This is a genomic window from Streptomyces sp. NPDC037290 (genome assembly GCF_055603245.1).
The window spans coordinates 66,466-78,835 of record NZ_JBVJVZ010000013.1; the positions used below are offsets into that span (position 1 = coordinate 66,466).

11 protein-coding genes are annotated in these 12,370 nt (G+C 72.6%); 6 read left to right on the forward strand and 5 right to left on the reverse strand.

The window, feature by feature from the left end; genetic code table 11:
* Positions 1-24 precede the first annotated feature (24 nt).
* Positions 25-576, reverse strand: a complete 552-nt coding sequence (locus tag ACZ7HQ_RS33270; protein ID WP_470998126.1) for a Repetin — start codon at positions 574-576, stop codon at positions 25-27.
* Positions 577-912: 336 nt separating this feature from the next.
* Here ACZ7HQ_RS33270 and ACZ7HQ_RS33275 point away from each other — a divergent pair, with 336 nt between their 5' ends.
* Both ACZ7HQ_RS33275 and ACZ7HQ_RS33280 read left to right on the forward strand, forming a co-directional pair.
* On the forward strand, positions 913-1,701 hold the full coding sequence (locus ACZ7HQ_RS33275; RefSeq protein ID WP_470998300.1) for a carbon-nitrogen hydrolase family protein: 789 nt from the start codon (positions 913-915) through the stop codon (positions 1,699-1,701).
* Between the two features lie 49 nt (positions 1,702-1,750).
* Positions 1,751-3,448, forward strand: coding sequence for a flavin monoamine oxidase family protein (locus ACZ7HQ_RS33280; protein WP_470998129.1), 1,698 nt, complete (start codon positions 1,751-1,753; stop codon positions 3,446-3,448).
* Between the two features lie 40 nt (positions 3,449-3,488).
* Here ACZ7HQ_RS33280 and ACZ7HQ_RS33285 read toward each other — a convergent pair whose 3' ends face one another.
* Both ACZ7HQ_RS33285 and ACZ7HQ_RS33290 read right to left on the reverse strand, forming a co-directional pair.
* Positions 3,489-4,418, reverse strand: coding sequence for an LLM class F420-dependent oxidoreductase (locus tag ACZ7HQ_RS33285; RefSeq protein ID WP_470998132.1), 930 nt, complete (start codon positions 4,416-4,418; stop codon positions 3,489-3,491).
* A 94-nt stretch (positions 4,419-4,512) separates the two neighbouring features.
* Positions 4,513-5,199 (reverse strand): DUF5995 family protein, encoded by a 687-nt coding sequence (locus tag ACZ7HQ_RS33290; protein ID WP_470998135.1) that lies wholly within the window; start codon positions 5,197-5,199, stop codon positions 4,513-4,515.
* Between the two features lie 183 nt (positions 5,200-5,382).
* Here ACZ7HQ_RS33290 and ACZ7HQ_RS33295 point away from each other — a divergent pair, with 183 nt between their 5' ends.
* Positions 5,383-6,474, forward strand: a complete 1,092-nt coding sequence (locus ACZ7HQ_RS33295; protein WP_470998303.1) for a glycoside hydrolase family 6 protein — start codon at positions 5,383-5,385, stop codon at positions 6,472-6,474.
* Here the strand turns inward: ACZ7HQ_RS33295 and ACZ7HQ_RS33300 are convergent.
* Positions 6,447-7,841: a uracil-xanthine permease family protein gene (locus ACZ7HQ_RS33300; RefSeq protein ID WP_470998138.1), complete on the reverse strand. Its 1,395-nt coding sequence runs from the start codon at positions 7,839-7,841 to the stop codon at positions 6,447-6,449. The genes ACZ7HQ_RS33295 and ACZ7HQ_RS33300 overlap by 28 nt on opposite strands.
* 135 nt (positions 7,842-7,976) lie before the next feature.
* Here ACZ7HQ_RS33300 and ACZ7HQ_RS33305 point away from each other — a divergent pair, with 135 nt between their 5' ends.
* Both ACZ7HQ_RS33305 and ACZ7HQ_RS33310 read left to right on the forward strand, forming a co-directional pair.
* Entirely contained in the window at positions 7,977-9,233 is a 1,257-nt protein-coding gene (locus ACZ7HQ_RS33305; RefSeq protein WP_470998140.1) for an alginate lyase family protein, read from the forward strand.
* A 75-nt stretch (positions 9,234-9,308) separates the two neighbouring features.
* Positions 9,309-9,767, forward strand: coding sequence for an acyl-CoA thioesterase (locus tag ACZ7HQ_RS33310; RefSeq protein ID WP_470998142.1), 459 nt, complete (start codon positions 9,309-9,311; stop codon positions 9,765-9,767).
* Here ACZ7HQ_RS33310 and ACZ7HQ_RS33315 read toward each other — a convergent pair.
* Complete coding sequence (locus ACZ7HQ_RS33315) at positions 9,727-10,941, reverse strand: MFS transporter (RefSeq protein WP_470998145.1); 1,215 nt, start codon at positions 10,939-10,941, stop codon at positions 9,727-9,729. The genes ACZ7HQ_RS33310 and ACZ7HQ_RS33315 overlap by 41 nt on opposite strands.
* A 134-nt stretch (positions 10,942-11,075) precedes the next feature.
* Here ACZ7HQ_RS33315 and ACZ7HQ_RS33320 point away from each other — a divergent pair, with 134 nt between their 5' ends.
* Positions 11,076-12,323: an ROK family transcriptional regulator gene (locus tag ACZ7HQ_RS33320; protein ID WP_470998147.1), complete on the forward strand. Its 1,248-nt coding sequence runs from the start codon at positions 11,076-11,078 to the stop codon at positions 12,321-12,323.
* Positions 12,324-12,370 lie beyond the last annotated feature (47 nt).

The following is a 12,370-nucleotide window of genomic DNA, read 5'->3' on the forward strand; positions in this document are numbered from 1 at the left end:
GCGGTCATCAGGGTCGGGTGACCCTCACAGCGCCGGCTTCCACGGCACGACCGTGAAGTCACCCGTACCCTGCTTCACCTTCTCGAAGGGGGCCGACGACACGCACGGCGGCAGGTCCCTGGTGTCCGTGGGGCTGCCGACCCCCGCCCAGCTGTAGCCCAGCCGGTCGTGCCGGCCGAGGTCGTGGACCGAGACGCCGACCCGCCTGCCCTTCGCCCCGGGCAGGTCCGACGCCGTGATCACCCCGGAGACGACGGCGACCTCCCCGCCGGTGACCAGGCAGTCCACCTTCGCCCTGGCCCACGCCCCCTCGCCGTGCAGGTAGTGGCTCCACTCGAACGTGCCGGTGGCCCTGCGGGGGTTCCTGGTGTCCTTCGCCGCCAGGTGCGCGTCGAAGGAGAACGTGATGTCGTCGCCGGCCGACCGGTACAGCTTGGCCGTGCCGGTCAGGGCGGCGGCCTCGCGTTGCGGGTGGTGCACCCCGCCGCCCGCTGCCAGCGCCGCCCCGGCCGTTCCGGCGGTGATCAGGAGGGCGGCGGTGAGGGAGACGGCGACGATCTTCGTACGACGCTGCATGACGGTCCTTTCCGCAGGTCAAACGGGTGAACTGAACGATCACCACTCTCCCGGCAACGGATCGCCCGCACATCGCTCCACGGACGGGACCCGAGCTCCCCCGTCCGGCGGGGAAGCCGCCTGTGACCTGCGCCTCAGGGAGGACGAGGGCCGGTCCCGGGGCTGCGCAACGAATCGCCGCCCGCCCCGCTCTCCACGCAACGAACCGCGCACAGGCGCGCAACGGCTCCTTCTTGTCCGGCCGAGCGCGCCGACCGTACCTTCTTCATGGCCCGGAAAAACCTTCCCGGCCCGGCCGTCCCGGCCCCCAGAACCCTCTTCCCGGTGAGGATCCGCATGCGCACCGCCCTGCTTCAGAGCTCCGGCCGCCCCGGCTCGACCGCCGAGAACCTCAAGGTCCTCGACGCCGCCGCGGGCCGTGCCGCCGCCGGGGGCGCCGCGCTGCTCACCGCACCGGAGATGTTCCTGACCGGGTACGCCATCGGTGACGACATCGCCCGCCTCGCCGAGCCCGCCGACGGCGACTCCGCCGACGCGATCGCCGAGATCGCCGCCCGGCACGGCCTGGCGATCGTCTACGGCTACCCGGAGCGCGACGGCGAGACCGTCTACAACTCCGCCCAGCTGATCTCCGCCGACGGCAGCCGCCTCGCGAACTACCGCAAGACCCACCTCTTCGGCTGCGCCGAGCGCGACCACTTCACGCCGGGCGAGCAGTCGCTCGTCCAGGCCCGGCTGGGCGGTCTGACCGTCGGCATCATGATCTGCTACGACGTCGAGTTCCCGGAGAACGCCCGCGCCCACGCCCTGGCCGGCACCGACCTGCTCGTCGTGCCGACGGCGAACATGCACCCGTTCCAGTTCGTCGCCGAGGCCATGGTGCCGGTGCGTGCCTGGGAGAACCAGATGTACGTCGCGTACGTCAACCGGGTCGGCCCCGAGGGCGAGTTCGAGTTCTTCGGACTCTCCGCCCTCGCCGGGCCCGACGGCATCGCCCGTACCCGCGCCGGCCGGGGCGAGGAACTGGTCCTCGCCGATGTCGACCCCGCCTTCCTGGCCGCCTCCCGAGAGGCGAACCCGTACCTGAAGGACCGCCGCCCCGGTCTGTACGGGTCCCTCGTCTGAACCCCCCGAGCCTCCCCCGAGTCACCCCCGCGCAAGGAGTCCGTACCCCATGACGTCCACGGTGCCCAACGCCGTCGAGCACACCGACGAGCAGCAGCCGCCGATCACCATGTTCGGCCCGGACTTCCCCTACGCCTACGACGACTTCCTCGCCCACCCGGCGGGCCTCGGCCAGATACCCGCGACCGAGCACGGCACCGAGATCGCGGTCATCGGCGGCGGCCTGTCCGGCATCGTGGCCGCGTACGAGCTGATGAAGATGGGCCTCAAGCCCGTCGTCTACGAGGCCGACCAGCTCGGCGGCCGGCTGCGCACCGTCGGCTTCGAGGGCTGCGACGACGAGCTCAACTGCGAGCTGGGCGCGATGCGCTTCCCGCCGTCCTCCACCGCCCTGCAGCACTACATCGACATGGTGGGCCTGGAGACCAGGCCCTTCCCGAACCCGCTGGCCGAGGCCACGCCCTCGACCGTCGTCGACCTCAAGGGCGAGTCGCACTACGCCGAGACCGTCGACGACCTGCCCCAGGTCTACCGGGACGTCGCCGAGGCCTGGAACAAGTGCCTCGAAGACGGCGCCGACTTCTCCGACATGAACCGCGCCATGCGCGAGCGGGACGTCCCGCGCATCCGCGAGATCTGGGCGCAGCTGGTCGAGAAGCTCGACAACCAGACCTTCTACGGCTTCCTCTGCGACTCCGAGGCCTTCAAGTCCTTCCGGCACCGCGAGATCTTCGGCCAGGTCGGCTTCGGCACCGGCGGCTGGGACACCGACTTCCCGAACTCCATCCTGGAGATCCTGCGGGTCGTCTACACCGAGGCCGACGACCACCACCGCGGCATCGTCGGCGGCTCCCAGCAGCTGCCGCTGCGCCTGTGGGAGCGCGAGCCGGAGAAGATCGTCCACTGGCCCTACGGCACCTCGCTGAAGTCCCTGCACGTGGACGGCGAGCCGCGCCCGGCCGTGACCCGGCTGCACCGCACCGCGGGCAACCAGATCACCGTGACGGACGCGAACGGCGACATCCGCACCTACAAGGCGGCGATCTTCACCGCCCAGTCCTGGATGCTGCTGTCCAAGATCGCCTGCGACGACTCGCTGTTCCCGATCGACCACTGGACGGCGATCGAGCGCACCCACTACATGGAGTCCAGCAAGCTGTTCGTGCCCGTGGACAGGCCGTTCTGGCTGGACAAGGACGAGGAGACCGGCCGGGACGTCATGTCGATGACGCTCACCGACCGCATGACCCGCGGCACCTACCTGCTGGACGACGGCCCGGACAAGCCGGCCGTGATCTGCCTCTCCTACACCTGGTGCGACGACAGCCTGAAGTGGCTGCCGCTGTCCGCGAACGAGCGGATGGAGGTCATGCTGAAGTCGCTCGGCGAGATCTACCCGAAGGTCGACATCCGGAAGCACATCATCGGCAACCCGGTGACCGTCTCCTGGGAGAACGAGCCCTACTTCATGGGCGCGTTCAAGGCCAACCTGCCCGGCCACTACCGCTACCAGCGCCGCCTGTTCACGCACTTCATGCAGGACCGGCTGCCCGAGGACAAGCGGGGCATCTTCCTCGCCGGCGACGACATCTCCTGGACGGCCGGCTGGGCCGAGGGCGCGATCCAGACCGCGCTGAACGCGGTCTGGGGTGTCATGCACCACTTCGGCGGCGAGACCGACCCGGCCAACCCCGGCCCGGGTGACGTGTACGACGAGATCGCACCGGTGGAGCTGCCCGAGGACTGACCAGAAGAGCGAGCAAGGACCAAGGCGTGGGCGGCCGGCCTCAGACTCCGGCCGCCCGCGCCTTTTCAAACACCTCCGCGGCGACGTCCTTGAGCTCCTGCGCGTCCCGTGCGCTGCCCTGGAGGTCGATGAGGATCTCGTCCAGGCCGATGGCGGCGTACTCCACGAGGTCCGCCACGATCTGGTCGACATCCCCCTGGAAGGGCCGGCGGTCCGCCCCGTCGTACGGCTTCGCCTGGCGGCTGGTGTTCACCCGCAGCACGGTCCGGATCGGCCTCGTCCGGCCCCGCTCCTCGGCCAGCTCCCGCAACCGCCGCCACTGTGCGCTGACTCCCTCGGCGCTGAAACCCGCGGGCAGCCAGCCGTCGGCACGGTCGACGAGTCTGCGGAAGGCCCGCTCGTTGCTCGCCGCCAGCATCACCGGGATCGGCCGGGCGGGCTTGGGCCCGACCACCGCCGAGGCGATCTGGGTCACCGCGCCCTCGTAGACGACCGGATCCGGACCCCACACCGCCCGGCACACCTCGATGATCTCGTCCAGCATCGCGCCCCGCTCCTTGTACGGCCGGACGCCCGAGGCCGCGTACTCGTCCAGGGACCAGCCGGTGCCGAAGCCCGCGATCACCCGGCCCCCGCTCGCCGCGTCGAGCGAGGCCAGGGCCTTGGCGAGCTGGAACGGCACGTGCAGCGGGGCCACCAGGACGCTGGAGCCCAGCTCCGCCCGCTCCGTGGCCGCCGCGGCCAGGGTGAGGGTGACCAGCGGGTCCGCCACGTTCCGGTACTGGTCGGGCCAGGGCATGCCCTCGATGCCGTACAGGCCCTGCGTGGCCGGTTCGGGGAACAGGGCGCGCTCGAAGACCCACAGGCTGTCGTAGCCGAGTGCCTCGGCGGCGCGCGCCACGTCGGGCACGTCCCTTCCGATGGTGTACTGGCGCATCTGGGGGAGACTGAGGCCGAGCCTGGCCGCCATACCGCTGCTCCTCTGCGATCGGGTACGCACCGGTCAACGTACGGTCACGACGAGGGAGTTCCCCGGGCGGCACGCGGCGCCGGTTTCAGGCCACTCAGTCGGCGAGGGGAGTGAGCAGCATCCGCCCCGCGAACCCCACCGCCGCGTCCAGCCGTCCGGTGAACTCCTCGGCCACGTCCCCGCAGTGGCGCAGCGCCCACAGGGCCCGTGCCGCCACCCAGGTCGCCTCGCGGGCCCGCTCCAGGCTCCAGGAGCCCAGCAGATGGGTGAGCGGGTCGGCGATCTGGAGCAGATCGGGACCCGGCATCAGATCCTCGCGGACGCGCTCCTCCAGCGAGACGAGGAGTTCGCCCACGCGGTCGAACTCGTCCTCCAGGTCGGGCGGTTCGCAGTCGAGCGTACGACAGGCGTCCACCACGGCGAGCGCCAGGTCGTGTCCGATGTGCGCGTTGATGCCCGCCAACGCGAACTGCAGCGGGCGTACCCCGGGATGGCGGCGGAGCTGGAACAGCGGGCGCCAGCAGGCGGGTGGCCGGCCGTCCCCGGCCGACGCGTCGACGGCCGCCAGATACCGCTCGGCGAACCGCACGTCCAGCGCGATCGCCGCCCGTGGATCAGGGAACTCCCCGGCGCCCAGGCGCCGGTCGATCTCCTCGGTGACGGTGAGGTAGACGCGGTTGAACACGGCGACACCGTCCCGCTCGGGCAGGGCCGCGCCGAGGGCGCGCATCCGGGAGACGACCGCGTCGACAGGGGTGGTGAAGTGTTCCAACTGCGTCATGGGGGAAGGGTCCCAGCCCTGGGCCGACGGGCGTGCCGACCGGCCCGGTGCTTCGCCGGAACGGGGGAACGGACCGCCGGCGGCGCGGAACACGAGGGGGGGACCGGCACCGTGTCAGGCTTACGCGTCCGGCGCCTTGCCGAGCGCCGGGCCGCGCGCAGGCGCGCCGTGCGGCGCGGCCTGATGGTCACGGCGGCCTCGGTGGTGGTCCTGGCCGGCTCTGTCACCGGGACCCTCGCCGCGCTCGGCTCCGGCCGGGCCCGTGCGCCGGCTCTGACGTCCGCGCCGTCGACGTCGTCCGCGCCTTCCCCGAGCAGGCGCCCCCGCAGGAAGCCGGCACCGCCCCCGCTGAGCCCGACCCCCGCCCCCGACCCCGGGCCGCCCAGGCGAGAGCGGCGGACCGCCCCCGCGCCACCGCTCCTGTACCGCCACCCCGGTTCCCAGGTGCTCGACTGGGTCCGCGCCCACCCCGGCGATCCCCGCACCGCCGTCATCGCCTCCCGGATCGCCGACCGGCCGGCCGCGGTGTGGTTCACCGACCCGGACCCGGCCGGCATCGCCGGCCGGGTGCGCGCCGTCACCGCGGACGCGGCGGCGCGTGGCCGGGTCCCGGTGCTCGTGCCGTATGCGATCCCGGACCGGGACTGCGGCGGCGCCTCCCGGGGCGGCGCGCCGGATCTCGCCGCCTACGACGACTGGATCGACGCCTTCGCCGAGGGGCTGGGCCCGGGCGAGGTGATCGTCGTCCTGGAGCCGGACTCGATCGCCCAGTCCGACTGCCTGACGGAGGCAGGCCGTGCGGCCCGGTTCGCCTCGCTGGCCCGTGCGGGCCGGGTACTGAAGGCGGCCGATCCGAGGGCCCGCGTCTACTACGACGCCGGCCACTCCGGCTGGAGGCCGCCGGACCGGCAGGCCGACCTGCTGCGACAGGTGGGAGCGGCCGACGCGGACGGCGTCTTCAGCAACGTCTCCAACTTCCGCACCACGGCCGACGAGATCGCCTACGACCGCCGGGTGCTCGACGCGCTCGGCGGCCCGGCGAGCCTCGGTGCCGTGATCGACACCAGCCGCAACGGCAACGGCGCGCCGCCCGGCGGCCAGTGGTGCGACCCGGCCGGCCGCAAGCTCGGCCGGGCCCCGACCCTGGACACCGGCGAGGCACGGATCGACGCCTACCTGTGGGTCAAGCTGCCGGGGGAGTCCGACGGCTGCCGGGGCGCGGCCGGCGCGTTCACGCCGTCGTACGCCTACGAATTGGCGCGCGGCGCCTCCTGAGCGTCGTAGCTGGACGTGCCCTCGTCCAGCAGCGGTTCCTGCCGCTTCAGATGGGCCGGCGCGAAGGCGCGCAGGGCGTGGTAGCCGGTGATGACGACCAGGGTGCCGAGTGCGATGCCGCTGAGCGAGAAGGTGCTGGTGAACTTCATGCTGACGTTGCCGACGCCGATGATGATGCCCGCGGCGGCCGGCACCAGGTTCAGCGGGTTGCGCAGGTCCACCCTGCCGTGCAGCCAGATCTGGGCGCCGAGCCGGCCGATCATGCCGTAGAGGATCACGGTGATGCCGCCGAGGACACCGCCCGGGATCGCGGCCACGACCGCGCCGAACTTCGGGCAGACGCCGAAGAGCAGCGCGAATCCGGCGGCGGCCCAGTAGGCGGCGGTGGAGTAGACACGGGTGGCGGCCATGACGCCGATGTTCTCGGAGTAGGTGGTGTTCGGCGGGCCGCCCACCGCGGTGGACAGTACGGAGGCGACGCCGTCCGCCGAGATCGCCGTACCGAGCTTGTCGTCCAGCGGGTCGCCGGTCATCTCGCCGACCGCCTTGACGTGGCCCGCGTTCTCCGCGACCAGGGCGATGACGACCGGCAGTGCGACCAGGACCGCCGACCACTGGAAGGACGGTCCGTGGAAGTGCGGCAGGCCGATCCAGTCGGCCTTGGAGACGCCGGAGAGGTCGAGCCGCCAGTGGTCGGTGACCTTGCCGCTCGGGCCCATGGAGTGGATCTTGCCGAAGATCCGGTCGAAGGCCCAGGAGATGCCGTACCCGAAGACCAGACCGAGGAAGATCGCGATACGGGACCAGAACCCGCGCAGGCAGACCAGGGCCAGCCCCGTGAACAGCATGACCAGCAGGGCCGTCCACTGGTCCTGCGGCCAGTAGGTGGAGGCGGTCACCGGGGCGAGGTTGAAGCCGATGAGCATGACGACCGCGCCGGTGACGATCGGCGGCATGGCCGCGTGGATGATCCGCGCCCCGAAGCGCTGCACCGCGAGCCCCACCAGGAACAGCGCCACACCGACGACGAACACCGCGCCGGTCACCGTGGCGCTCGTCCCGCCCTGGGCGCGGATGACGGCGGCCACACCCACGAACGACAGGGAGCAGCCCAGGTAGCTCGGCACCCGGCCGCGGGTGGCGAGCAGGAAGATCACGGTCGCCACGCCCGACATCATGATGGCCAGATTCGGGTCCAGGCCCATCAGGACGGGCGCCACGAACGACGCGCCGAACATCGCGACCACGTGCTGGGCGCCCAGACCCACCGTGCGGGGCCACGAGAGCCGTTCATCGGGGCGTACCACCGCTCCGGGTGCGGGCGTGCGCCCGTCACCGTGCAGTTTCCAGCGCACGCCGAGGTCCATGGTGGGGTTTCGCTTTCTTACGTACGTGAAGACGGTCCGAACCATTGTCACGGGTAACGAGCGGTTCTACGCTCACACGGTCCTACTCATGAACTGCGTTCACATATCTGATCAATGACGAGATCGGAGTGCTGGATGAGGGGAAGATCCCGTGCGGCCGTGCTGCTCGCCGCGGTGGCCACGTTCGGGGCCACGCTCGTCCCGTCCGCGCACGCCGCACCCAAGGTGCCGAGGACCGTCGTCCTGGACGGCACCCGCCTCCAGCAGACCCGCGCCCGTCTGGGCCACGACCCGCGGCTGCGGCGTGCGCTCCAGGAGCTGACCGCCCGCGCCGGCACCTGGCTGGACCAGGGCCCCTGGACGGTCGTCGACAAGCCGAGGCCCGCCCCCGGCGGCGACGTCCACGAGTACCTGAGCCAGGCCCCCTACTGGTGGCCCACGACCACCCCGACCGCCGACAACCTCTGGGGCTGCCCGTACGTCCAGCGGGACGGGCAGCGCAACCCCGAGGTCGACAGCGGAACGGACCGGCAGGACGTCGAGAAGGTCTTCGACTCGACGTACGACCTCTCGCTCGCCTGGTACTACACCGGCAACCGTGCCTACGCCGTCAAGGCCGGGCAGATCCTGCGCACCTGGTTCCTCGACCCCGCCACCCGGATGAACCCGGACCTGGACCACGCCCAGTTCATCCCGTGCAAGTTCGACGGCCGGGCCATCGGCATCATCGACTTCTCGCAGTCGTACACCAGCGTCCTCGACGCCCTGGCGCTCCTGGCCACCGGGGCGCCCGGCTGGAGTGCCGAGGACCGCACCGCGATGGGCAGGTGGAACACGGACTTCCTGAACTGGCTGAGGAACAGCGCCTTCGGCAAGGAGGAGGGCGCGGCCGCCAACAACCACGGCACCTTCTACGACATGCAGCTCGCCGCCCTCGCCTACGCCACCGGCGACACCGCCCTGGCCCGGCGGACCGTGCTGGACGCGCGCGGCAAGCGGATCGACCCGCAGATCGCGGGCGACGGCAGCCAGCCGCAGGAACTCGCCCGGACCAGGAGCTGGCACTACTCCACCTTCGACCTGGTCGCCTACACCCGGCTCGCGGCCATCGGCCGGCACATGGGCGTGAACCTGTGGTCCTACCGGGGGCCGGGCGGGCAGAGCCTGTTCAAGGCGGTCGACTATCTGCTGCCGGCCGCGACCGGGGCCGCCACGTGGTCGCATCCGGAGCTGGAGTTCCACCGGTACGCCGCCGGCGACGTCGTGCACGCGGCGGCCGACGCCGGTGACGCGGCTGCCGCGGCGGCCGTGCCGAAGCTCCAGGAGCCGCCCGGGGGAGACCTGTGGGCGCTGCGGCCCGCGGCCGAGCAGCTGGACTCCATCGCCGGCTGACGGGCCCCCGCAGGGGATTCTGAGCGGTCGCTTAGTATGGATCGTCGACCACAGCGATGTACAGGAGCCCCACCCGTGACCGCCGAAGCCCCGATCGCGCCCGCCGTCTCCCACGGCCGGCTGATCCCCGTCACCGTGCACTTCGACGACCTCGACGCACTGGGCCTCCTGCACAACGCGCGCTACCCGCTGATGGTCGAGCGTGCCTGGACCGAGCTGTGGAACGAGCACGGCGTCCGCTTCGACGGCGACTGGCTGGCGGCCGGCGACGCCTGCAACGCGGTCCGCGAGCTGCGCATCAGCTACGAGGCGCCGGTGACCCGCCCCGGCACCTACGCCGTGCACCTCTGGCTGGAACGGCTCGGCACCACCGGCCTGACCTACGGCTTCCGGTTCTGCTCGGCGGACGGCGCCGAGACGTACGCCCAGGGCACCCGGGTGCTGGTCCGGCTGGACGCCACGACCCTGCGGCCCACGCCGTGGACCGACGCGTTCAGGGCCGTGGGCCGGGAACTGCTGCGCTCCGCGGACTGATCTCCTCCCGGCCGCCGCGCTCGGCCGTGCGCAGCACGCCCGCGAACACCGCGAGCCCGCACGCCAGCGCCGTCACCACGCAGAACGACACCGCCAGGCTGGTCGCCTGCGCCACCCCGCCGATCAGGCTGGGGGCGATCAGCCCCGAGGTGTAGGTGATCGTCGCCACGCCCGCTATGGCCTGGCTCGGGTGGGGCCCGGCGTGCCCGGCCGCCGCGAAGCACAGCGGGACGACCACCGCGATACCGAGCCCCATCAGCCCGAACCCGCCCATCGCCACCGCCGGGTGCCCGGCAACGACGATCAGCAGACCGCCCAGCACGGCCAGGACGCCGCCGGCGCGAACGGTGCGGACCGCGCCGAACCGGTTCACCACCGCGTCCCCGGCGATCCGGGCCACCGCCATGGTCAGCATGAATCCGGTGGTGCAGGCCGCCGCCACACCGGCCGAGCCGTCCAGCCGGTCCCGCAGGAACACCGCCGACCAGTCCAGGCTCGCGCCCTCCGCGAACACCGCGCAGAAGCCGACCGTGCCGATCAGCAGCGCGGAGCGCGGCGGCAGCGCGAACCGCGGCGGCGGCTCCTCGTCCTCGGCGGGCTTCAGATCGAGCACCCAGGCGCAGGCCACCAGTCCGAGCACGGTCAGCACGGCAGCGGCGAGCGAGAAGTGCAGCCGCGCGTCCGAGCCGAGGTGCGCGGCGAGGGTGCCGGCCGCCGAGCCGGTCAGGGCACCCGCGCTCCACATGCCGTGCAGCCCCGACATGATCGACCTGCCGAGCAGCCGCTCGATCTCGACGCCGAGCGCGTTCATCGCCACGTCGGCCATGCCCGCGCTGGCGCCGTAGGTGAACATCGCCAGGCACAGGGTGTACAGGTTCGGCGCGAGCGACGGCAGGACCAGCGAGAGCGTCCACAGCGCGAGCAGCCCGCGCAGGGCCGTACGACTGCCGAAGCGATGGCTGATCCGGCCCGCCAGCGGCATCGAGCAGGAGGCACCGAACGCCGTGAAGGCCAGCGCGAACCCCAACTGGCCCGCGCTCAGCGAGGCGTGGTCCTGAATCCACGGCACCCGGGTGGCGAAGGTACCGGTCACGGCGCCGTGCACGGCGAACACGGCCGCCACGGCGTACCGGGCGCGCCTCACCTCGCCACGTGCGCGGACCACGTCACTCATGTTCCAGCCCCTCCCCGAGAGTTCCCCTGCACGCCCCGACGGCACGCGCCCGTAAACTATCAGGGACCCTGCCTGATAGATAGGCGGTTTTACGGCCGCCGTCCCGAGCGCGTCGATCTGGGAGGATTCCCGCCATGCCCGCATCACCCAGCACCGCCCGGGCCATCAACGACCGCCTGGCCCTGCACCTGCTGCAGCAGGAAGGCCCGCTCACGGCAGGGCAGTTGAAGCAGCTGACCGGACTGTCCCGGCCGACGGTCGCCGACCTCGTGGAACGGCTCACCGCCGCAGGCCTGATCACGGTCGTCGGTGAGTCCGGCGAACAGCGCCGCGGCCCCAACGCCCGGCTGTACGGCATCGTCGCCGACCAGGCGCACCTGGCCGCGCTCGACGTCCGCACCGCAGGTGTCTTCGTCCTGGTCTCCGACCTGGTCGGGCGGGTGCTCGCCGAGGCGGCCGTGCCGATCGGCGGGGACACCGGCACCGGTCCGGCCGTGGAACGGGCGGTGGCCGCGGTGGAGCGGACCGCGAAGGAGGCCGGGGCGGACCGGCTGCACACGGTCGGCATCGGCGCGCCCGGCCTCATCGACCCTGCGACCGGCGATCTCCGCGACTCCGGCGGCCTGCCCGCCTGGCACCGCAGCCTGGCCGCCGCCCTGCAGGAACGGCTGCCCGGGGCCCGCGTCACCGTGGAGAACGAGACCAACCTCGCCGCCCTGGCCGAACAGCGCGAGGGCGCCGCACGGGACCGGGACACCTTCGTCCTGCTGTGGCTGGGCCACGGCGTCGGCGCCGCGGTCGTCCTCGACGGCACACTCCGCCGCGGCGCCTCGGGCGGCACGGGCGAGATCGGGTTCCTGCCGGTCCCGGGTACCGGCTCACTGCCCTCGGCGAGCGACTGCGACGGGGGCTTCCACTCGCTGGCGGGCGCGGCGGCGCTCGGCGCCCTGGCGGCGCAGTGCGGCCTGACGGTACCGGCCACGGCGGACGGACCGGGGATCGCGGAGCTGGTGCGGGACGCGGCGGGGGAGATGACGGCCGGCCCGCGGACCGGCGCGGCGCCCGACGCCCCCACCCGGTTCCTGCACGCCCTCGCCGACCGGGTCGCCATCGGGGCCGCGTCCGTCTCCGCCATCCTCGACCCGGGGTGCGTGGTCCTCGGCGGGGAGGTCGGGCAGGCCGGGGGAGTGGCGCTCGCCGGTCTGGTGGCGGAGCGGCTGCGGCGGATCTCACCGCTGGCCACCGAGGTACGGCCGAGCAGCCTCGGCGGGTCCGCCGTGCTGCGCGGGGCGCTGCTGACCGCACGGGAGCGGGCCCAGGAGGAACTCTTCGCCCCGCCGGAGCGCCGAGAGCGCCGCGGCATGAGTGCACCCAGCCGGTGAACCCGCTTCCAGAACCGTCCCGTAACCGGTTGCCCGGCGCCTGGCAT